The organism is Bacillus glycinifermentans (assembly GCF_001042475.2).
Lineage (GTDB): Bacteria > Bacillota > Bacilli > Bacillales > Bacillaceae > Bacillus > Bacillus glycinifermentans.
On record NZ_LECW02000035.1, the window covers coordinates 77823 to 99869 of the forward strand.

A 22047-nucleotide genomic window follows, 5' to 3' on the forward strand; every position below is an offset into this window, starting at 1 on the left:
ATATCATTTTTTGCCACTTGTTCATAGATGTCTGATATAATGACAAAATAATGTTGTGGAAAATAGTGCAGCATGCCCACTGTTTTCCTTTTGTTGTGTTTTTATAGGCGTGCGAAGTTATCCTGCTTATTTTTAATATGTCCAAAAGAGGTGCCTTTAAGTGAAGAAAGGAATCGTTTCGATTATTATTCCTTCCTATAATGAAGCAAGCAACATTAAACTGGTTTATGAATCATTGAGGAACGAATTTCAATCCATTGATTATGAATATGAAATTTATTACATAAACGATGGCAGCACAGATCAAACTTTGGAGGAAATCAAAGATCTGGCGGAAAAAAATGAGCGGGTGAAATATATTTCATTTTCAAGAAACTTCGGCAAGGAAGCAGCTATTCTTGCCGGTTTTCAGCATGCCCGCGGCGATGCCGTCGTCGTCATGGATGCGGATTTGCAGCATCCGACATACCTTTTGCCTGATTTCATTAAAGGGTATGAAGAAGGCTATGACCAAGTGGTTGCCCAGCGGAATCGAAAGGGCGACAATCCTGTACGGTCTTATCTGTCTTCACTTTACTATCGTTTCATCAACAATGCGGTCGAAGTCGATTTAAGAGACGGTGTCGGCGATTTCCGGCTATTGAGCAGAAAAGCCGTAAACGCGCTGCTCAAGCTGAGCGAAGGGAACCGTTTTTCCAAAGGGTTGTTTTGCTGGATCGGCTTTGATCAAAAAATTATTTATTACGAAAACGTCGAACGAAAAAACGGAAAATCAAAGTGGTCGTTCCGGCACTTGCTGAATTATGGAATCGACGGCATCGTTTCGTTTAACAACAGGCCGCTGCGCATTTGCTTTTACACCGGAATGTTCATTTTGTTCCTTTCGCTTATTTATATTGTTGCAACGTTTATCAGGATTTTGAAATACGGTGTTATCGTTCCGGGCTATTTTACGATCATTTCGGCTGTTTTGTTTCTCGGCGGAGTTCAGCTTCTCAGCCTCGGGATCATCGGCGAGTACATCGGGAGAATCTACTATGAAACGAAAAAGCGTCCTCATTATTTAATACAGGAGGCAAACATCGGGCATGGAGAAGCTCATGAAAAAAATGAATCTTGAATTTATTCGCTTTGCCATTGTAGGCGTCGTTAATACGTTGAATTACTATGCGGTTTATTTACTGCTTCACTTTTTGCTGCATATCGATTATATGGCATCACACGTTGCTGCTTTTCTTGTCAGCCTTGTGATTTCTTTTTTCCTGAATTGCTATTTTACGTTTAAAACGAAGCCGACTTTTGCGAAGTTTTTGCAGTTTCCGCTGACACAGCTGTTCAATCTGGCCGCATCTTCTTTGTTTATGTACGTTTTTGTGAATCTTTTGCACATGAACAGTGCGGCGGCTCCGCTTGCTTCCATGTTTTTAACCGTTCCTCTGACATTTCTATTGACAGGGAAGATTTTGAAAAGAGACAGGGGAAAGATATGAAAAAAACAGCATTATTATTTGTCATATCAAGCATTGCCATTTCTTTGGCCGCCCATTTGTTTTTTCTGTTCGAATGGGCACACGGCCGCTATATGACGGGGAACGGCGACGGGCTTGCGCAGATGGTCGTGTTTAAATCGTTCCTTTTTGACCAATACAAACAAGGCAACTTTTTTTATTCCTATGCCTTCGGCCTTGGAGGCGGAATCTACAGCCAGCTTGGTTATTATTTCACGACATCTTTCGTGTTTCTTGCCTCTTTTGCCGCGGTACTGCTGCTTCAGTTTTTTCATCTGGCGGGGAATGCGGATCCCCTGTTTTGGGCGAATGCTGCGGTTTTTATCAGTGCAGTTAAGCTAGGCCTGATTATTTTGACCGCTTCGTATGCATTTTTATATATGGTGAAAAATAGAGCGTCCGCCTTTACCGGAGCCGTTTTGTACGGAACGTCGGTCATCTATTTCCGCCATACGGTGTTCTGGGAGTTTTTCAGCGATTCGATGCTCTGGCTGCCTCTGCTTGTCGCAGGAGCGGAAAAAATCATCAGGGAAAAGCGTCCGGGCCTGTTTATCATAGCCTGCTCTTTGACGCTGTTTAACAATTTTTATTTTGCGTACATCAATTTGATTTTCATTGCGATCTATGTCGTCTTTCGCTGGTTTATTCATCTTGATGACCGCGAGGCGTCAAAGTGGGAGCAATTCAGGATGTTTTTCGCGTCGGGTCTGATTTCCTTCGGGATCAGCGCAGTTTCTTTTGTGCCTGCCGTCTACGGCTTTTTGAACAATTTGCGGCCGCCGTATGATCAGCCGGTCCCGTTGTACGACTTCACAGATGACATCTTGTTTTCGAGCCGCATCATCCTGCTGCCGGCGGCTTTTGTCTTGTTTTTGTTCGTTTTTTCCTTTTATCAAAACAAAACGTTCAGGCTGTTTGCCGGAATCAGCCTGCTCTTGGGCCTTCTTCATTTCAGCCCGCTCGCCGCGAGCGCGTTTAACGGCTTTTCTGCCCCGCAGAACCGTTTTGAATATCTGCTTGCCTTTACAATCGGAGGGGCCGCGGCCGCCGGCTTGAGCGGCATCAAAAGCATCAGGCGCAAAGAAATTGCATGGTCGTGCCTATTCACTGTTTTGGTATACATAGCAGTCATTTTCCGCGAAGACCTTGATTTGTCGCTGCTGAGAAATTGGAGCTCGCTCGTTTTGCTGTTTTTAACAATGGGCGCATTTATCGCCGCCGGTTTGCGATATCGAAAATCGCTGCTCGTTTTGCACGGTTGTCTTTTGGCATCGGCTGTGTTCGTTGCCAATACGTATGAAAAATACGTCCTTTCGGAATCGAGTGAAATTAAATCCGTTTCGAAGAGCTACTTGACGAGCAATGACTATGACGGCGAAGAACAGCGGGAGCTCCTGGAAAACATCAAAAAAGACGATGGAGGAGATCCATATACGAGAATCGACTGGATGAACGGTGTCCGCAACAATACGCCGATGATCCAGAAATTCAACGGCTTCAGCGCTTATTCAAGCATCCTCAACAAAAATCTGCTGCTGTTTTATTGGACAGACCTTGAAGTCGATATGGGGCGGGAAAGCGTCAGCCGCTATGCGACAATGGGCGGCCGCGCCAATTTGTACAGCCTGTTGTACGGCAAGTATTACATGAGAGAGAAGGAGAACGCTTCTGACGTTCCTTACGGATTTGAGAAAACGGACGAGTCGAAACATTATATCGTCTTTAAAAACAACTATACGCTGCCGTTTATTCGGACGGCCAATACCGTTTATTCAGAAAAAGACCTGGATAACGCGCCGGTTTTGGCTAAAGAGCATGCCATGCTGAAAGGAATCGTTTTAGAAAACCCGGGCGAAAAAGCGAAGCCTCCTACAAGCTCTGATTTGATGGGACAGACGAAGTTGAAGATGAAAGGGGCAAGCTACGAAAACGGCGTGCTCAATGTGACATCGGAAAGCGGCGGAATCGATCTCATTCCGCCGGATAACGTCCCGAAAGAAGGCGACTACTATGTCACCTTATATTTGAAGAGCCTTGCAAAAGACCAGTTTTTCAACCTGAAGGTCAATGATTACGTCACCTCAAGAAAATCAAACAAGTCGATTTATAAAACGGGGGTTTACAATTTGACGATCAGGGTGCCGAAAGCGGAAAAGGTTTCGATCCGGCTTCCGAAAGGGAAATATAAGCTCGACAATCTGAAGCTCTATCAGGAGGATTACCAAACCTTAAAACAAGCTTCGGCGAAAAAAGCGCCGGACGCACGCATGAACTGGAAACAAAACAAATTGTTGATCCAATATCAAAACAATAACGGCGGCCGGTACATGGTGCTGCCGGTTCCGTTTGAAAAAGGCTGGGAAGTCACGGTGAACGGAAAAAAACAAACCGTTCAAAAAGCGAACTACGCATTCATCGGCTTTTCCATCGACAAAGGGAAAAACGACATTCAGCTCGCATATTACCCGCCTTATTTCAAAGAAACGCTTGCCGTCACCGTCATCGGTCTTGCAGCGGGAATCTGGTACAGCCGGAGAAGAAAAAAGCTTGGCTCTTAAACGGAGCCAAGCTCAGCGTGTCGACAAACCCTCGCATTCGTTGTCAGGCCTGCGCTTCGGTGCTCACGAATTCCAACATTCGCTCCGCTTCGATGCTCGGCCTTCCTAGACTGCAAGGGTTTTCAATCACGCTGAAAGGATGACAAAATCCTAAAACTATAAACCGTTTTAGGATTTTGTCAATAATCTAAGCTTGGCTCTTAAACGGAGCCAAGCTTTAATTTTTTCTGCAATTTTTCTTCGCTGAAAATCCAGCCCGTATACGACCTCATTAATTCCAAAGAGTCCCGGTCGATATGGGCGATGGCAACGAACGGATAATGTTCTTTGCTGCGGTATCTCAAATCGATAAAACGGACCTCATAATGGTCCTTATACGTATCGATTTCCCATTTGTAAACAGGCGAAAAAGACAGAAAGGCTGAAATGTTCTTATCCTGTTTCGCTGCTTTCATGACGGGCGAATCCGGTAACGGAACCCTGTTGAATGTATCAAGGATGACGATGTTTCCGTCGATGCTTCTGCCGACGTAAAAAGCCGATTTGGCCTTGACGGCGATTCGCCACTGTCTGAATTTCATCGTCGGTGATATAATGATCTCTTCAATATCATCGATTTTCCTGCGGAGCTTTTGTTTGATCCGTCTTTGCATCACAAACCTCAGTATATAGTACCCGGCGAGGATGATATAAAGGGTCAAAAACGTATAGCCCTGATCTGCGCCCGCAAGCCAAACGGCGATTGCCGCAAGATGACTGACGAAGATAAACGGGTCGAATGTATTGATCAAACCGAGCGCCACCCATTTTCTTGTAAACGGTCGAAGCGCCTGGGTGCCGTACGCATTAAAAATGTCGACGAACACATGCAGGGCGACTGCGGCAAGCGTCCACAGCCAAAGATGAAGCAGGTTTGCTTCCGGGTAAAACAAATACAGCATCCCCGGAAACAATAATGACCAAATAAGGACGGCGGGAATTGAATGGGTAATTCCCCTGTGATGTCTAATATAAACAGCGTTGTTTTTCAATTTTAAAATTGTATCGATATCCGGCGCCTGTGATCCGGCGATTGTCGCGATCATGACGGCCTGAGCCATTGACGGATCCATTCCGACGGCGGGATCCAGCGTCGCGATGCCGCCGAGCGCAACACCCATGACAACGTGTGTGCCAGTATCCATTGGTGACCTCCCCTAACGGTGTTTCAAAAATCGTATTCCATTGCCTTAATCCGAACGCCGTCCCAATTGACCAAACAGGAAAAGCAGCAGCTGAAATATTTAACGCTTTTGCTTTCCCCGCTTTTCATGTAACATGTTTATCGTGTATGCATTTAGTTTACAACAAAAAGCCAAAAGAACAAAAGTGCAGTGTGTAAATGTGACGAGGACAGGCAAGGAGAAGTTTCATGATTGATCTGAAAAATAAATTAGAGCAAAAAAACATTAAACAATTTCAAGAAGATTTAATTTCTTGGTATGAAAAAGAAAAACGGGATCTTCCGTGGCGTTCTGACAGCGATCCTTACAAAATATGGGTTTCTGAGGTCATGCTGCAGCAGACCAGAGTGGATACGGTGATCCCGTATTTTAACAATTTCATCGAAAAGTTTCCGAACGTAAAGGCTCTGGCTGAAGCTGATGAAGAAAAGGTGCTGAAAGCCTGGGAAGGACTCGGCTACTATTCCCGTGTCCGGAATCTGCAAAGCGCAGTCAAAGAAGTGCATGAACGGTACGGCGGAATTGTTCCTTCCTCAAAAGAGGAATTTGGCGGTTTGAAAGGCGTGGGTCCTTATACGAGAGGAGCGGTGCTGAGCATCGCCTACAACCAGCCTGAACCGGCGGTCGACGGCAATGTAATGCGGGTGATGTCACGCATTCTTTCGATATGGGATGACATCGCAAAACCGAAAACCAAAACATTGTTTGAAAACATCGTTGAAGCCTTTATTTCTAAAGAGAAGCCGTCTGAATTCAATCAAGGGCTGATGGAGCTCGGCGCCATCATCTGCACGCCGAAATCGCCTTCCTGCCTTTTGTGTCCCGTCCGTGAACATTGTTCTGCTTTTGCGGAGGGGTGCGAAAAAGAGCTGCCCGTCAAAAGCAAAAAGAAAAAACCCGGGGTAAAAAGCCTTGCCGCCGTTGTTCTGACAGATGAAGAAGGCTCAGTCTACATCCATAAAAGGCCAGGATCCGGGCTGCTTGCGAACTTGTGGGAATTTCCGAATACAGAAACGCAAAAAGGCCTGAAAACAGAACGGGAGCAGCTTTCGGCATTTTTGAAGGAACAAGCCGGAGTCGATGCCGAAATCGGTCCTCTTGAAGGAGTCGTCGAACACGTCTTTACACACCTTGTCTGGAACATTTCCGTTTTCTTCGGGAAAACGCGTAATCAGCCGGATGATTCATATTTGAAAAAAGTAACAATAGAAGAGCTTGATGAATACGCCTTCCCGGTATCACACCAGAAAATATGGAATATGTATATGAAATAGGCAGCTTGACCGTGCATGCTGCCCGTTAATCATACTGAATATCGGTGCCGTGCGTATAATCGGCTTCACGGCGGCTCAGACCGCCTCTTGCTTTAATCTCTTTTACAACCTCCACATATTCCGCATGTCCCTCTTCATTTAAAAAGGGCATTATTTGCTGGAAGGCGTGGTGGAAATAGAGGAGCTCCGCATCTTTCCATTCGTGCTTCGGCGTTTGATCGAGCTCGCTCATGTCACGTCCGACGTACATAAGGCGAAAGCCTCCTTTTGAAAAAATGGATGACATTATTTTGTAACGAAGTGAAATAACTATACTAGGAGATGAATAACAGATGGAACAAAGAAAATGCGCGCTTATTACAGGAAGCAGCAGGGGAGTCGGAAAAGCGGCTGCTCTGAGGCTCGCGGAAAACGGCTACAATATCGTCATTAACTATGCGAGAAGCAAAAAAGCAGCTTTGGAAACCGCTGAAGAAATCGAGCGTCTCGGCGTAAAAGCGCTTGTTGTCAAAGCGAACGTCGGCCAGCCTGCGAAAATTAAGGATATGTTTCAGCAAATCGACGAGGCGTTCGGCAGACTTGACGTATTTGTCAACAATGCCGCATCAGGCGTTCTCCGCCCGGTCATGGAGCTTGAAGAAAGCCATTGGGACTGGACGATGAACATCAATGCCAAAGCTTTGCTTTTTTGCGCACAGGAAGCGGCGAAGCTGATGGAAAAAACAGGCGGAGGCCATATTGTCAGCATCAGCTCGCTCGGCTCGATCCGCTATTTGGAAAACTACACGACGGTCGGCGTATCAAAAGCTGCGCTTGAATCTTTGACAAGATATCTCGCTGTCGAGCTCTCGCCGAAAAATATCATCGTCAATGCCGTATCCGGCGGAGCAATTGACACAGACGCGCTGAAGCATTTTCCAAACCGTGAGGAGCTTCTTGAAGATGCCCGGAAAAACACACCTGCCGGCCGCATGGTTGAGATCGATGACATGGTCGATGCGATCGAATTTTTGGCATCCGGAAAAGCGGATATGATCCGCGGTCAGACGATCATCGTTGACGGCGGCCGTTCCCTGCTCGTTTAAATTTTTGTGCATGAATGAATAGGATATCACCCGACTGCACAATCTAAGTGTCGTGGAGGTGATATACAATGGCTAACCAACAATCCAAAACAAACGCACAAAAAGTAAGACAACAAAACCAAGCTTCTGCACAAGGTGGTCAGTTCGGCACTGAATTTGCCAGCGAAACTGATGCGCAGCAAGTAAGACAAAATAACCAGCAAGCTGAACAAAAGAAACAACAAAACAGCTAATCACTGAAACAGGAAAAAGCGCTTCACCATTCGGTTGAGGTGCTTTTTTCTTTGCGACAAAAATTCCGAATCTTAGGCAGAATCAGTCAAAGGACATTTCCCGTGTATAGAGAAATGATACTTAGGCAATAAATGGAGTAGAGCAAAGAATGGAGGATATCAATGCCGGAATTTGAAAACTTGGTTCAGGGCCAGCTGGAGATTATGGACAAGTTGTTATACCTTCAGGCAGAGATTGAAAGATGCCAGGAAATCGAAAAAGAACTGATAGCCTTTGAAAAAAAAGCCCAGCTTTTATCAATTCGTGAAGACATCTCCCAAAAACGAAGAGATCTCGCCGCTATACAAGATTTGTTTCAAAAGCAGACGGAACAGGTAATACAGGCTTATCAAAAAATCGAAGCCTAAAGTTTATCTTTATCGCTTTTCTGAAAAAAGAGCCATTCCTGATCCGGAGTGGCTGTTTTATTTTCATTTTTTATTTTCAACCGTTATAATAAATAAAAGAACTGTCGGACAGGCGATGTGAAACACTGACTTGTAAGGCTTTTGCAAAGAAAGTAGGGGAGAAACATGGGCTTTCCCAAGGAAGGAGAAACCATTCAAATTCATAGCTACAAGCACAATGGGCACATTCATCGAATATGGAGCGAAACGACGATATTAAAAGCAACGGAATTGTGCATCATCGGCGCCAACGACCGGACGGTGGTCACCGAATCAGACGGCCGGACATGGGTGACACGAGAGCCCGCCATTTGTTATTTCCATGCCAAGCAGTGGTTTAACGTCATCGGCATGCTTCGAGAAGACGGCATTTATTATTATTGCAACATCAGCTCGCCGTTTGCATTGGACGATGAAGCCATCAAGTACATCGATTATGATCTGGACGTGAAAGTCTTTCCCGATATGACCTACCATATACTTGACGAAGACGAATATGCAGACCATAAAAAAGCGATGAATTATCCGAAGGAAATAGACGGCATCTTAAGATACCATTTGAATACGCTGCTGCATTGGATTCACCAAAGGAAGGGTCCATTTGCTCCGGAGTTTATCGATATTTGGTATGAACGGTATCTCCATTATACAAAATAAACCAACAAGCCTGTTGAGAATCAACAGGTTTTTTGCAGTGGACTCACACCATCAAAAATAGAGAGGGGGATATGAGTGTGGGTATTATCAGAAGATATATGGAATTTGTCAAGCCATATAAGTGGAAAATCATCGTTACAGTTCTGATCGGCATCATTAAATTTTCGATTCCTCTTGTCATTCCGCTTCTTTTGAAATATGTAGTCGATGACATTATTCAAGGAAACGGAACGGTCCAGGAAAAAACATCTTCACTATTTACCGTAATGGCGGTCGTGTTCGCCATTTTTTTGCTGCTTCGGCCGCCTGTCGAATACTATCGGCAGTATTTCGCGCAATGGACGGCAAGCAAGGTGCTGTATGATATCAGAGACAGGCTTTTTTCTCATATTCAAAGGTTAAGCCTCAGATATTATGCGAATACCCGCGCCGGCGAAATTATTTCAAGGGTGATCAATGACGTCGAACAGACGAAAGAATTTGTCATCATCGGGCTTATGAATGTTTGGCTTGATGTGATGACGATTTTTATCGCCATCGCCATCATGATGACGATGGATGTGAAGCTGACGATTATTTCGATCATTTTATTCCCGCTTTACGGGCTGTCGGTTAAATACTTTTACGGCAGGCTGAGAATCTTGACGAGGGAGCGGTCCCAGGCTTTGGCCCAAGTGCAGGGCCACCTTCATGAAAGGGTTCAGGGAATGCCGGTGATCAGAAGCTTTGCCATCGAAGAACACGAACAGAGGCAATTTGACAACGAAAATGGAAACTTCCTCGGCAAAGCGATCCGCCATACGGCATGGAACGCGAAAACGTTCGCAGTAGTCAATACGATTACGGACCTCGCACCGCTCATCATCATTACGGTTGCAGGGTACCACGTGATTCACGGATCGTTGACGGTCGGAACGATGGTCGCGTTTGTCGGGTATATCGAAAGACTATATAATCCGTTGAGGCGGCTCATTAATTCGTCGACAACATTGACCCAGTCCGTCGCATCGATGGACAGGCTATTCGAATTCATCGATGAGCCGTATGAATTAAAGGATAAACCGAATGCCGTGAAAGCAGGCCGTTTAAAAGGCGTCGTCGAGTTTAAAAACGTCTCGTTTCAATATGAGGAAACAAACGACATGATTTTGAAAAACCTGTCTTTAACGGCAAACCAGGGCGAAACGGTCGCACTCGTCGGCATGAGCGGAGGCGGAAAATCCACGCTCGTCAGCCTGATCCCGAGGTTCTACGATGTCGCGTCAGGGAGTCTCTTAATCGACGGCGTAGACGTCCGGGATTACGAGGCGAGAAGTTTAAGAAACCAGATCGGCATGGTGCTGCAGGATACCTTTTTGTTCAGCGAATCGATCAGGGAAAACATTTCGATCGGAAATCCGGAGGCATCTATGGACCAAATCATTGAAGCGGCAAAGGCGGCGAATGCCCACGATTTTATTATGGAGCTGCCTGACGGATATGAGACGAAGGTCGGTGAACGGGGCGTCAAGCTTTCAGGAGGGCAGAAGCAGCGGATTTCGATCGCGCGGGTTTTCTTGAAAAACCCTCCGCTTTTAATCCTGGATGAAGCCACCTCTGCGCTTGACCTTGAAAGCGAGCATTATATTCAGGAAGCGATGGAAAAGCTCGCCAAAGACCGAACGACCTTTATCGTCGCCCACAGGCTGTCAACGATCACACACGCCGATAAAATCGTCGTGATTGAAAACGGACAAATCGCCGAAACGGGAACCCACGAGGAATTAATGAACCGTGACGGCCATTATAAGCATTTATTCACCATTCAAAAACTGAATTGATATATAGGCCCGGCTTTCATTAAAGCCGGGCTTTTTTTTCTCCCCTGCAAATTTCGTACATATTTCCTACCCCGTGTAAATACAATTTAAAAAATACAAGCATCCGGAGGTGAATGTGTGACAAAAGAGAAATTGCTTGAAGTAGCGGATCTTTCCGTTTCCTTTCAAAAGAAAAAGACGGAAATCCCGATTGTTCAAGGCGTTTCTTTCACCCTCCATAAAGGTGAAATCGTTGGAGTCGTCGGTGAATCCGGCTGCGGCAAAAGCGTCACCTCCATGGCTTTGATGGGGCTGAACGCGAATGCTCATACAACGGGTAAAGTCCTGTTTCAGCAAAAGGATCTTCTTAAGCAGTCGGAAAAAGAATGGCGGCATATGCGCGGCAATGATATCGCAATGATCTTTCAAGAGCCGATGACCTCTCTTAATCCTCTTTTCACGATCGGAGATCAGCTCACAGAAGCTCTATCCAGCCATACTGACATCCACAAAAAGCAAGCGGACAATAAAGCCGTCCGCATGTTGGAAACCGTCGGTCTTCCGAGGCCGGAGCAGCTCATGAAACAGTACCCCCACGAATTATCAGGCGGCATGAGGCAGCGCGTTATGATCGCGATGGCTTTGATCTGCGACCCGAAGCTATTGATCGCAGATGAACCGACAACGGCTCTTGACGTCACCATCCAGGCGCAGATTCTTTCCCTTTTAAAGAAAATGAACGCAGAATTTGAAACAGCTATTCTTCTGATCACGCATGATCTCGGCGTTGTACACAACATTTGCGGGCGGGTGATGATCATGTATGCCGGCCGGATCGTTGAAGAAGGAAGCGTCACCGCCATTTTTAAAGATCCGAAGCATCCTTATACGAAAGGGCTGTTTGCTTCCATTCCCGCATTCACCGGCAAATCGGAGAGACTGACTTCGATTGAAGGACAAGTGCCGAAGCCGGGAACGATCAAAAAAGGCTGCATGTTCGCCCCGAGATGCCTTCACAAAACCGGCCGCTGCACGATAGAAGAACCGTGCCTGAAGAAACTGAACGATGAACACGCCGTACGGTGCTTTCTCTATGAGGAAGGAGGGACAAATGAATAACGAACTGTTGAACGTCAGCCGGCTGAAAACATATTACCCGGTTTCGCGAAAAAAAGCGGTCAAAGCAGTAGACGATGTCTCATTTTCAGTGAAACAAGGGGAAATCCTGGGGATTGTAGGAGAATCGGGCTGCGGCAAATCGACCTTGGGTAAATCGATATTGCGGCTAACAGAACCGACGTCAGGCAAGGTGACCTTTCTCGGGAAAGAGATCACCGGACTCGGGCCAAAAGACCTTCGGAAGATGAGAAGACAGTTTCAGATGATTTTCCAAGACCCTTATGCTTCTTTAAACCCCCGCATGAAAATCAAAGACATTTTAGAAGAGCCGCTGATCGTCCATAAGCTCGGGACAAAGGCTGAAAGAAAAGAAGTCGTCCGATCGATGCTCGGGATCGTCGGCCTGGATGCTTCGTATGGAGAGCGTTATGCGCACCAATTCAGCGGTGGCCAGAGGCAAAGAATCGGAATTGCGAAAGCGCTGATCACAAAGCCGAAGCTGATCATCGCCGATGAACCCGTTTCAGCGCTCGATGTGTCTGTACAGGCGCAGATTTTAAATCTGCTGTCAGATCTGCAGGAAGCTTTTTCATTAACCTTTCTCTTTATTTCGCATGACCTGGGGGTCGTCCGCTATATCAGCGACCGGGTGGCGGTCATGTATTTCGGAAAAATCGTCGAGATGGCCGCTGCAGATGCATTATTTAGAGCGCCGAAGCATCCGTATACGGAATCCCTTTTGGCCGCTGTGCCTGTTATCGGAAAGGGCGAAGCGGATGAAGCGGTGTCTGAGGGCCCGGCCCCGGCAATCGATGTAAAAGGGTGCCCCTTTTACGGACGGTGCCGAAAGCGGGAAGCCAGGTGCAAGGAAGCGGTGCCTATGCTGGAAGAAAAAACGGAAGGCCATTATGCCGCGTGCCATTTACTTTAGCTGAGGAGGCGATAGGATGAAAAGAAAACATTGGCTGAAAGGCCTGGGGCTGCTGCTGGCTGTCTCCTTATTTTTAATGGGGTGTTCTGATTCAGAGAGCCAAAAAGAAGGAGGCGGGGCAAAAACCGGAAAAGATACGCTGATTTTCGGGAGAGGCGGTGATTCCACCTCGCTTGATCCGATAACGACGACAGAAGGCGAAGCGTTTAAAGTCACGACCAATATCTTTGAAACCTTGCTGAACTACGGAGAGCAGGACACGACGCTAAAACCGGGCCTGGCCGTCAAATGGGATGCTTCCGATGACGGGCTGACCTATACGCTGCACTTAAGAAAAGACGTCAAATTTCACGACGGAACCGATTTTAATGCAGAGGCAGTCAAATACAACTTTGACAGGTGGATGAACGGGGACGAGGAAAAATTTCCTTACTACGGGATGTTCGGAGGCTACAAAAAAGATAAGGGGCACGTTATTAAAGATATCAAAATTCTCGATGATCATAAAATCCAATTTATTTTAAAACGGCCGCAGGCGCCGTTTCTAAAAAACCTCGCCATGACCTCATTTGGAATCGCAAGCCCTGAGGCGATCGAAAAATACGGGGACAAATTCAGGGAGCACCCGGTCGGCACGGGTCCGTATCAATTCGTAGAATGGAAGCCGAATGACCGCATCGTCCTTGAAAAGAATGAAGACTATTGGGATGAGGAAAAGCCGAAGCTGAAAAAGATCATTTTTAGAGCAATTCCGGAAAACTCGGCCCGTCTGAACGCGCTAAAAACCGGTGAGATCGATTTGATGGACGGCGTGAATCCGTCGGATATCGAAAGCATCAAAAGCGACCCCAATCTGAAAATAATTGAAAGGCCGTCGATGAATATCGGCTACCTCGGGCTGACGACAACGAGAAAGCCGCTTGACAATAAGCTTGTACGCCAGGCGCTAAACCATGCCGTCGATAAGCAGGCGATCATCGATTCCTTCTACGGCGGGCTCGCAGACCCTGCGAAAAATCCTTTGCCTCCTTCGCTTGAAGGTTATAATGACAAGGTCGAGCCGTATCCGTACGATCTCAAAAAAGCAAAAGAGCTCTTAAAAGAAGCGGGCTACCCGGACGGATTCAGCATGGAGCTGTGGGCGATGCCTGTTCCTCGTCCATATATGCCTGACGGGATGAAAATCGCCGAGGTGATTCAAGCCGATTTTGCAAAAATCGGAGTCAAAGCGAAAATCGTCACTTATGACTGGGCCACGTATATAGACAAAGCGAGCAAAGGCGAAGCCGATTCGTTTTTAATGGGCTGGACGGGCGACAACGGCGACCCCGATAATTTCCTCTATACGCTGCTTGACAAAGACAATATCGGGGGCAACAACTATACCTACTTCAGCAATGACAAGCTTCACGACATCTTGATCGAAGCCCAGTCAGATCCCGACCAGACTAAACGAAACAAGCTTTATGAACAAGCGCAGGAGCTGATTCACGAAGAATCGCCGTGGATTCCGCTCGTTCACTCGACGCCGGTTTTGGCCGGGGCGAAAGATATTGAAGGATACGTCCCTCACCCGACGGGGAGTGAAGTATTATCAGACGTACAATTTAAATAGTGCACAAGGTGGTGACAGCCGTTGCTTGCTTACTGTTTGAAGCGGACCGGCATGCTGATACCCGTCCTTATCGGCATGACGCTGGTCGTCTTTTCCATCATCCGCTTTATACCGGGTAACCCCGCCCAGGTAATTCTCGGACAAAGGGCGACAAAAGAAGCCGTTGAACAGCTGACTATGCAGCTTGGCCTTGATGAGCCCTGGTATGTTCAATACGGAAAATATGTCGGAGATTTGCTGAGAGGGGATTTAGGGACGTCCATCCGCACGGGGGCGGCGATTACTAGAGAAATGCAGCCTTATTTGTTCGCCACCCTTGAGCTCGCTTTTTTTGCGATGCTGATCGCCGTACTCCTCGGTGTGAATGCGGGAATCGTCAGCGCCTGGTTCAAAAATTCGGTGTTTGACTATACGGCGATGCTGATCGCTTTAGTCGGCGTATCGATGCCGATTTTTTGGCTCGGGCTGATGGGGCAATGGTTTTTTTCAATCGAGCTTGGCTGGCTGCCGACCACCGGAAGGGAGGATGTGAGAAACCCGGTTGATACGATTACCTATATTCATACGCTTGATACACTGCTAAACGGGCGATTCGACCAGCTTGGAGAAACGATCCGCCACTTAATCCTTCCTGCATCCGCCCTGGCCACCATCCCTGCCGCGATTATCGCAAGAATTACGAGAGCGAGCATGATCGAGGTTCTTCAGTCCGATTACATCCGCACCGCAAAAGCAAAAGGCGTTCGTATGTTTTTCGTCATCTATAAGCACGGTTTAAAAAACGCGTTTATTCCGATTCTGACAGTCATCGGCCTGCAGACGGGACTTTTGCTCGGCGGCGCTATTTTAACGGAAACGATTTTTGCCTGGCCGGGCATCGGCCGGTACATTTATGATGCGATCAGCTATCGGGACTATCCGGTGATCCAATCGGGAATCCTCGTGATCGCCTTCATCTTCGTCATGATCAATTTCGTCGTCGATCTGTTGTATGCCGTCATCGATCCGAGAATTAAATATTAGGAGGCGGTGAAATATGGATGTGCTGCAAGATGAACGCCGGGAGGGAGAAGCGAAAGGCCGCTCTCTTCTTGCGGAAAACGTTCAGCGGTTTTTCGAGCATAAGCTTGCTGCGGCCGGCAGCATTCTGGTCGCAGCGTTTATCCTTTTGGCCATTTTCGCGCCGCTGATCGCACCTTACGGGTTAAACGATCAGTCGTTATCAGAAAGGCTTGCTCCGCCGTCTGCCGAACACCTCTTTGGAACGGACGATTTCGGCAGGGACATTTTCTCAAGGGTGCTGTACGGAGCAAGGCTCTCCCTCTGGGTCGGATTTTTCTCCTGTTTAGGGTCAGCCATTGCGGGAACGCTCTTGGGCCTGATTGCGGGCTTTTACGGCAAATGGGCGGACGGGCTGATCTCAAGGATATTTGACATCATGCTCGCGTTTCCCAGCATCCTTCTCGCGATTGCGATCGTCGCCATTCTCGGGCCCTCGCTTGAGAACGCGCTGATTGCGATTGCCATCATCAATATTCCGACGTTTGGAAGGCTCGTCCGTTCAAAAGTGCTCAGCATCAGGCAGGAGGAGTATATTCTGTCTGCGAGAGCCGTCGGTATGTCCAACATCCGCTTGATGCTCAAGCATATTCTCCCAAACAGCATGGCGCCTGTTATCGTTCAAGCAACGCTCAATATCGGAACGGCGATTATTGAAGCGGCGGCTCTCGGTTTTTTAGGATTGGGGGCTCAGGCTCCAAATCCCGAATGGGGGAAAATGCTTGCCGACGCCCGCCCTTATTTGGCACAGGCTCCATGGACCTTGTTTTTTCCGGGAATTTCAATCATGCTGGCGGTGCTCGGCTTTAATTTAATGGGCGACGGGCTCCGCGATACGCTTGATCCGAAAACGAAAGAAGGGAAATAAAAGACCCCGGTTAACGAAAGCGTTAACCGGGGTCTTTCATTTAATCATCATCGACTTCCAGCTCGCTGTCTTCGCGGTGATACGTTTGGAAGCTTGAGATCAGCGTTTCCAAATGGCAGAGCTGTTCGCGGTATTCCACGGCGCTCGCCATGATGGTCAGCATATTGTAATCCAGCAGTTCTTCCTTTAATTTATCCTGGTTTTTCAGGAACGATTCGGTCAAATGCTGTTTGTATACGTCTCCTTCTTCGAGAAGGTCTTCGGTTTCATGCGTTTTGATCCTGCCGACAAACCGCATCAAAATCCGCTCGTGCCAATGCAGAAGATAATCGAGTTCTTCGATCAGCGTATTCTGGAATTCCTCCGGCATGTGATAAAAATCGTTTTCAAGCCGGTGCAGCTTTTTCAGTGTATCAAGCGCACGGTTTGACGCGATAATCGCCTGTCTGAAAAGGACGAGCTTTCTTGACTTCACGTAAGTGGTTCGTTTTAAATAGCTCCGTTCTTCTTTGTAAAGCAAGTAAAGATGGTCGACTTTCATCATTTTTTCTTTCAGTTTTTCGATGTCTTCTTTCAGCATGGTGTGCTCTGTCGTTTTCCGCGTCAACAGACGGATCCATTTTATGACTTCGTCCGTGTTTTCGACGATATGGCTGACGAGCTTTGTTTCATATTTAGGCGGCAAAAAGATCAGGTTGACAAGGAACGCAGACAGAACACCCAGGATGACCGTTGCTGTTCTGATCAATGCGAACATCAAAAAGTCGTCGCCTGAGCTTTCCAGTATGGCAATAACGGTAACAAGAGCAATCGAAATCGTGTTCTCGATCTTCAGCTTTAAGTTAATCGTAATGACAATAACCGCCGTCAACCCGATAATAATCGGACTGGGTTCAAAAATAAGACCAAAAATGATAGCTGTCGCTGCTCCGATAATATTCGCCTGCACTTGATCGACAATCGTCAAAAATGAACGATAGATCGAAGGCTGGATTGCAAAAATGGCCGCAATACCGGCAAAAATCGGGGTCGGCAGGCCGATCCAAGCCGCAAGGTATAGAGCGAGCGTAATGGCAATGCCTGTTTTGAAAATACGGGCACCTAGTTTCATTAGGCTTTACTTGCATCCCTTTCTATAATAAATTCGTTATTTCTGCTAATTTGCCAAACAATAAAGTAATATACAGCGATCTCCGGAAATATTCAACCCATTTTTAAGAAAAAACAAAGCGTTGTCAAAAAATTGATCCGATAAGGTTCAAATGTATAAAAAAGAGAGCAAACGTGCTCTCTTTTTTATACCTGCTGTTTCAATTGTTTGAACGATTCCTCGACGGCCTCAAGCGTATCCTCGATATCTTTTTCCGTATGCGCGATCGTGATAAACCACGCTTCGTATTTTGACGGGGCGAGGTTGATTCCCCGTTCCAGCATCAGCTTGAAAAATGCGGCAAACATTTCACCGTCGGTATTTTCGGCCTGTTCGTAATTCTCGACTTTCTCCGTTGTGAAATAGACGGTGAGCGCGCCTTTCAAACGATTGACCGTGATGTCGATGCCATGCGTTTCGGCATGTTTTAAGATTCCCTCTTCAAGCATGGCGCCGAGACGGTCCAGCTTCTCGTACGTTCCTTTTTCTTTCAGGACTTCAAGACAAGCGATGCCCGATAAAATCGACGCCGGGTTGCCGGCCATTGTACCGGCCTGGTATGCAGGACCGAGCGGGGCAACCTGCTCCATAATTTCCTTTTTGCCTCCGTAAGCGCCGATCGGCAGCCCGCCGCCGATGATTTTGCCGAGCGCGGTCAGATCAGGCTTGACGCCAAGCAGGTCCTGTGCTCCGCCATACATGAAACGGAAGGCGGTAATGACTTCGTCATAAATGACCAGTGCACCGGCGTCGTGAGTCAGTTGATTCACCTGTTCGAGAAAGCCGCTTTTCGGTTCAACGATCCCGAAGTTTCCGACGATCGGTTCAACGAGTACTGCGGCAACATCGTCGCCCCATTTGTCAAGGGCTTCTTTATAGCTGTCAATATCATTGAAAGGAACGGTGATCACTTCGTTTGCGATGCTTTTCGGAACCCCGGCGGAATCAGGCGTGCCGAGCGTTGAAGGACCTGACCCGGCGGCGACCAGCACGAGATCGGAATGGCCGTGGTAGCAGCCGGCGAATTTGATGATCTTCGTCCTTCCGGTATACGCGCGGGCGACGCGAATCGTCGTCATGACCGCTTCCGTTCCTGAATTGACGAATCTCACTTTATCCAAAGAAGGAATGGCTTCCTTCAGCATTTTGGCAAATGTGACCTCGTGCTTTGTCGGTGTACCGTAAAGCACGCCGTTTTCCGCCGCTGTTTGAATGGCCTTCGTAACGTGCGGGTGGGCATGTCCGGTAATAATCGGCCCGTATGCCGCGAGATAGTCTATGTACTTATTCCCGTCAACATCCCAAAAATAAGCGCCCTTTGCTTTTTCCATCGCGACCGGAGACCCTCCGCCCACAGCTTTGTATGACCTTGACGGACTGTTGACGCCGCCTACTATATGTTGAAGAGCTTCTTCATGAAGCTTTTCCGATTGTATATGCTGCATAATATCCTCCTCATTTCTATAAAGCCTCTGTCTATGGCTATATTGTAACACGTTGTGAACCGAGAGCAAAAATGAAGCGGTGACGATTTGAACACGGGGGAACTGTTTTTTATAATGAGAAGAAGCAACTGATTAAAACAAACAGGAGGCAAAACAATGACTGTAGAAATTGGACAAAAGGTGCCTGATATCGAACTGCTGGGCGACCATGGCGAAAAAGTGAAATTGTCGGATTTTCAAGGGAAATATATCGTGCTCTATTTTTATCCGAAAGATATGACGCCGGGATGTACGACCGAAGCCTGCGACTTCAGGGACAGCCATCAAAGCTTTGCAGAGCTTGATGCGGTCATTATCGGCGTCAGCCCGGACGATCAGGGAAGACATGAAAAATTTAAAGAAAAACACGATCTTCCGTTTCTGCTGCTTGTCGATGATGAACATAAGCTAGCCGAAGCGTTTGACGTATGGAAGCTAAAAAAGAACTTCGGCAAAGAATACATGGGAATCGAACGCTCAACCTTTCTCATCGATAAAGAAGGCCGCCTTGTTAAAGAATGGCGAAAAGTAAAGGTGAAAGATCACGTCGCCGAGGCTCTTCAAGCTGTAAAAGAGGTTTCAGAAAAATAAGAACGGCACGGGGCCGAGCCTTTATCAGGTTTGGCCCCGTTTGACGGGTACATAATTGGCCGGCTGTTAGACCATCATGTAAATATAAAGCGGATTTCACCTTGGAAAAGGGGATTTTGAGAGGGATTGGAATTGACAAAGATTCTTCTCAGGAGTTACACTATTTATAAACGTTATAATATAAGAATTTTTTTTAGAAGAGAGGTGCATGACGATGGCTGAACATAATCTGAAAGAAGCGTTGGAAGCGTTGAAGGAAACCGGGGTGCGAATTACTCCTCAACGTCATGCCATTCTGGAATTCCTCGTAAATTCTATGTCTCATCCAACTGCCGATGATATATATAAAGCGCTTGAAGGAAAATTTCCAAACATGAGCGTCGCAACGGTTTATAACAATTTACGGGTTTTTAAGGAATCAGGGCTCGTTAAAGAATTGACATACGGAGATGCTTCAAGCCGGTTTGACTTTGTGACTTCCGAGCATTATCACGCGATCTGTGAGCGCTGCGGAAAGATCGTAGACTTTCATTACCCTGGGCTCGACGAAGTAGAGCAGCTCGCTTCACACGTGACAGGATTTAAAGTCAGTCACCATAGACTGGAAATATACGGTTTGTGTCAGGAATGCGATAAAAAAGAAAGCCATTAAAAAGAGCTGGCCGCTTTTTTAACGGTCAGCTTATTTTTGTTTTAGAGCTTTTCGATTATACGATTCATTAAAGTCCTTACCTTCAAGGTTTTTATCGAGTGTAAGAGGTTCCCTGCAGTGCATGCACATGTCGACCCGGCCGAGGATCTTGGTCGGCTGTTCGCAGTTCGGACAGATGACTTTGACCGCTTTTGTCGAAAGCATTCCTATCCAAAAATAAACCGCAGTGCTTAACATGATAGACAATACCCCCAAGAGCATAAACACCGACATCACTAAGACCGACGACCTGAAAAAGATTCCGACGTACATAATGATGAAACCGATAAATACCAAGCTTAACGCAAACGTTCTGATTTTATTGATTTTGCTAGAATATTTCGCCATATCCATCCCCCTCTCTCTAATATAGCATATTGAAGATGTGATATTCTTTAATAAAATGGAACTTTTTTATAGAGAGTTTCCGGGGAATTGATTATAATAATTCAATGTGTTTTCAAAATAAAGGAGTTTTTATTGGCTCGTAGAAGTAGGTAGAAAACGAAAGAGAAGCATTTTGAGCAATGTATTTTACATCGTATTGGAGGAATGGTGATGGAAAATCTTCTCCGTCTGATTTACCAGGAAAGAGCAAGCCGCCCTGATACTTTAGCTGTTATGATGATTGAGAGGAGAAACCAAACCTCATCTGCAACAGATAACTTTGATGCGGCATTATTAGTGATTGTAAGCAAAGCCGAGGAACCGATATTTGTGAAGCATTACGAGTTCGACGGAAAGACGGCTTCTCTTCATATCATTTCCGTTGAACAGCTCCAAGAATGGATTTTGCTCGGTACAAACAGGAGAATAATAGATTGGATTCTGAACGGGAAAGTTCTCTTTGACCGAAATGAATATATCGCAAAGCTGATTGAGCAGCTTAATACGTTTCCTTTTTCAGAGCGAAAACTGAAAATCGGACTTGAATACGGAAAGTTAATCAGAAGGTATATAGAAGGAAAAGCGTTTTTTGAAGAGGATCAGTTCTTGGATGCATACAATTCAATCGTGCATGCTCTGCACCATTTGGCAAGAATCGAAGTCATAGATAAAGGCTTTCATCCGGAAGTGACGGTTTGGAATCAAGTCCGGCATATGGAGCCGCAGGTGTACAAGCTGTATAAAGAACTGGTAGAAAGCAACGAAAGCCTGCAAAAAAGGCTTGAGTTATTGTTCCTCGCAAGCGATTTTCTCATTCATTCCAAAGCCGAAGTCGGCGCGCAGCACATTTTGGATGTGATGAGCGAAAAAAGCGTATGGCAATTTGCCGAACTGCTGACACACCCAGAGCTCACATATTTTACGGCAGACCTCGGAGTCATCCTCGAGTTTTTGGCCGAGAAAGACCTGGTGGGTATAGAGCCAATTGAAACAAAGGGCCAAAAAATTTATCACCGGGGATATTTTATCAAAAAAAGTGTTGACTCTGATTCGTGATGGTGATATATTATTAGACGTCGCTGTTAGCAAAACGTTTTTTCACGAAAGCAGCAGCGACTGGAAAAAATAAAAAACATTTGACACACTCAGTTGAAAATGTTATACTAATAAAGTCGCTTCTTGATGAAACGGAAATGATCTTTGAAAACTAAACAAGACAAAACGTACCTGTTAATTCATTAAATAAATCGCACGTGAAAGTGCGTAGTCATTATCAAACTTCATGGAGAGTTTGATCCTGGCTCAGGACGAACGCTGGCGGCGTGCCTAATACATGCAAGTCGAGCGGACAGATGGGAGCTTGCTCCC

At 46.5% G+C, this 22047-nt stretch carries 21 protein-coding genes, 1 rRNA gene and 1 pseudogene; 18 read left to right on the forward strand and 5 right to left on the reverse strand.

Annotated elements, in window-relative coordinates:
• Nucleotides 1-160 precede the first annotated feature (160 nt).
• Genes AB447_RS18315 through AB447_RS18325 form a run of 3 tightly spaced genes read left to right on the forward strand, consistent with a single transcriptional unit; the run spans nucleotide 161 to nucleotide 4066 of the window.
• Complete coding sequence (locus tag AB447_RS18315; RefSeq protein WP_048356501.1) at nucleotides 161-1120, forward strand: glycosyltransferase family 2 protein; 960 nt, start codon at nucleotides 161-163, stop codon at nucleotides 1118-1120.
• The gene (locus AB447_RS18320; RefSeq protein WP_082142548.1) at nucleotides 1089-1490 is read left to right on the forward strand and encodes a GtrA family protein; all 402 of its coding nucleotides are present in this window, start codon (nucleotides 1089-1091) and stop codon (nucleotides 1488-1490) included. The genes AB447_RS18315 and AB447_RS18320 overlap by 32 nt, the downstream gene beginning before the upstream one ends.
• The gene (locus AB447_RS18325) at nucleotides 1487-4066 is read left to right on the forward strand and encodes a YfhO family protein (protein WP_048356502.1); all 2580 of its coding nucleotides are present in this window, start codon (nucleotides 1487-1489) and stop codon (nucleotides 4064-4066) included. Before AB447_RS18320 ends, AB447_RS18325 begins: the two co-directional genes overlap by 4 nt.
• Before the next feature lie 200 nt (nucleotides 4067-4266).
• On the opposite strand, the gene AB447_RS18330 is transcribed toward AB447_RS18325, so the two are convergent.
• Complete coding sequence (locus tag AB447_RS18330) at nucleotides 4267-5250, reverse strand: metal-dependent hydrolase (protein ID WP_048356517.1); 984 nt, start codon at nucleotides 5248-5250, stop codon at nucleotides 4267-4269.
• A gap of 227 nt (nucleotides 5251-5477) precedes the next feature.
• On the opposite strand from AB447_RS18330, the gene mutY reads away from it, so the two are divergent.
• The gene (gene mutY / locus AB447_RS18335; RefSeq protein ID WP_048407130.1) at nucleotides 5478-6563 is read left to right on the forward strand and encodes an A/G-specific adenine glycosylase; all 1086 of its coding nucleotides are present in this window, start codon (nucleotides 5478-5480) and stop codon (nucleotides 6561-6563) included.
• Nucleotides 6564-6588: 25 nt separating this feature from the next.
• Here the strand turns inward: mutY and AB447_RS18340 are convergent, their stop codons facing one another.
• Entirely contained in the window at nucleotides 6589-6813 is a 225-nt protein-coding gene (locus tag AB447_RS18340; RefSeq protein ID WP_048356518.1) for a hypothetical protein, read from the reverse strand.
• Nucleotides 6814-6895: 82 nt separating this feature from the next.
• Here AB447_RS18340 and fabL point away from each other — a divergent pair, with 82 nt between their 5' ends.
• The 10 genes and pseudogenes from fabL (at nucleotide 6896) to AB447_RS18390 (ending at nucleotide 16376) form a co-directional block, all read left to right on the forward strand.
• The gene (gene fabL / locus AB447_RS18345) at nucleotides 6896-7648 is read left to right on the forward strand and encodes an enoyl-[acyl-carrier-protein] reductase FabL (RefSeq protein ID WP_048356519.1); all 753 of its coding nucleotides are present in this window, start codon (nucleotides 6896-6898) and stop codon (nucleotides 7646-7648) included.
• A gap of 83 nt (nucleotides 7649-7731) precedes the next feature.
• Nucleotides 7732-7881 (forward strand): annotated as a pseudogene (locus AB447_RS18350) (gamma-type small acid-soluble spore protein); the annotation flags it as partial.
• Between the two features lie 162 nt (nucleotides 7882-8043).
• Nucleotides 8044-8289, forward strand: a complete 246-nt coding sequence (locus AB447_RS18355; RefSeq protein ID WP_048356520.1) for a YgaB family protein — start codon at nucleotides 8044-8046, stop codon at nucleotides 8287-8289.
• A 165-nt stretch (nucleotides 8290-8454) separates the two neighbouring features.
• Nucleotides 8455-8985: a nucleoside tri-diphosphate phosphatase gene (ntdP, locus tag AB447_RS18360; RefSeq protein ID WP_048356521.1), complete on the forward strand. Its 531-nt coding sequence runs from the start codon at nucleotides 8455-8457 to the stop codon at nucleotides 8983-8985.
• Nucleotides 8986-9062: 77 nt separating this feature from the next.
• On the forward strand, nucleotides 9063-10805 hold the full coding sequence (locus AB447_RS18365; protein WP_048356522.1) for an ABC transporter ATP-binding protein: 1743 nt from the start codon (nucleotides 9063-9065) through the stop codon (nucleotides 10803-10805).
• A 117-nt stretch (nucleotides 10806-10922) separates the two neighbouring features.
• The gene (locus AB447_RS18370; RefSeq protein WP_048356523.1) at nucleotides 10923-11903 is read left to right on the forward strand and encodes an ABC transporter ATP-binding protein; all 981 of its coding nucleotides are present in this window, start codon (nucleotides 10923-10925) and stop codon (nucleotides 11901-11903) included.
• Complete coding sequence (locus tag AB447_RS18375) at nucleotides 11896-12834, forward strand: ABC transporter ATP-binding protein (RefSeq protein ID WP_057957689.1); 939 nt, start codon at nucleotides 11896-11898, stop codon at nucleotides 12832-12834. The genes AB447_RS18370 and AB447_RS18375 overlap by 8 nt, the downstream gene beginning before the upstream one ends.
• Nucleotides 12835-12850: 16 nt before the next feature.
• Nucleotides 12851-14449, forward strand: coding sequence for an ABC transporter substrate-binding protein (locus tag AB447_RS18380; protein ID WP_048356524.1), 1599 nt, complete (start codon nucleotides 12851-12853; stop codon nucleotides 14447-14449).
• A gap of 21 nt (nucleotides 14450-14470) precedes the next feature.
• Complete coding sequence (locus tag AB447_RS18385) at nucleotides 14471-15472, forward strand: ABC transporter permease (protein ID WP_048356525.1); 1002 nt, start codon at nucleotides 14471-14473, stop codon at nucleotides 15470-15472.
• Between the two features lie 13 nt (nucleotides 15473-15485).
• The gene (locus AB447_RS18390; protein ID WP_048356526.1) at nucleotides 15486-16376 is read left to right on the forward strand and encodes an ABC transporter permease; all 891 of its coding nucleotides are present in this window, start codon (nucleotides 15486-15488) and stop codon (nucleotides 16374-16376) included.
• Between the two features lie 40 nt (nucleotides 16377-16416).
• Here AB447_RS18390 and AB447_RS18395 read toward each other — a convergent pair whose 3' ends face one another.
• Both AB447_RS18395 and AB447_RS18400 read right to left on the reverse strand, forming a co-directional pair.
• A complete protein-coding gene (locus AB447_RS18395) occupies nucleotides 16417-17487 on the reverse strand; it encodes an FUSC family protein (RefSeq protein WP_048356527.1) in 1071 nt (356 codons plus the stop codon).
• 185 nt (nucleotides 17488-17672) lie between these two features.
• Complete coding sequence (locus AB447_RS18400) at nucleotides 17673-18971, reverse strand: glutamate-1-semialdehyde 2,1-aminomutase (RefSeq protein ID WP_048356528.1); 1299 nt, start codon at nucleotides 18969-18971, stop codon at nucleotides 17673-17675.
• A 156-nt stretch (nucleotides 18972-19127) separates the two neighbouring features.
• Between AB447_RS18400 and bcp the strand changes: the two genes are divergently transcribed.
• Complete coding sequence (bcp, locus tag AB447_RS18405) at nucleotides 19128-19601, forward strand: thioredoxin-dependent thiol peroxidase (protein ID WP_046132223.1); 474 nt, start codon at nucleotides 19128-19130, stop codon at nucleotides 19599-19601.
• A gap of 214 nt (nucleotides 19602-19815) precedes the next feature.
• Nucleotides 19816-20253 carry a peroxide-responsive transcriptional repressor PerR gene (perR, locus tag AB447_RS18410; RefSeq protein WP_048356531.1) on the forward strand — a complete coding sequence of 146 codons (438 nt, stop codon included), beginning with the start codon at nucleotides 19816-19818 and terminating at the stop codon, nucleotides 20251-20253.
• Nucleotides 20254-20283: 30 nt separating this feature from the next.
• Here perR and AB447_RS18415 read toward each other — a convergent pair whose 3' ends face one another.
• On the reverse strand, nucleotides 20284-20640 hold the full coding sequence (locus AB447_RS18415) for a YgzB family protein (protein ID WP_048356529.1): 357 nt from the start codon (nucleotides 20638-20640) through the stop codon (nucleotides 20284-20286).
• 210 nt (nucleotides 20641-20850) lie between these two features.
• On the opposite strand from AB447_RS18415, the gene AB447_RS18420 reads away from it, so the two are divergent.
• Nucleotides 20851-21735 (forward strand): nucleotidyltransferase-like protein, encoded by an 885-nt coding sequence (locus AB447_RS18420; protein WP_048356530.1) that lies wholly within the window; start codon nucleotides 20851-20853, stop codon nucleotides 21733-21735.
• Nucleotides 21736-21958: 223 nt separating this feature from the next.
• A 16S ribosomal RNA gene (locus AB447_RS27000) occupies nucleotides 21959-22047 on the forward strand; the annotation flags it as partial.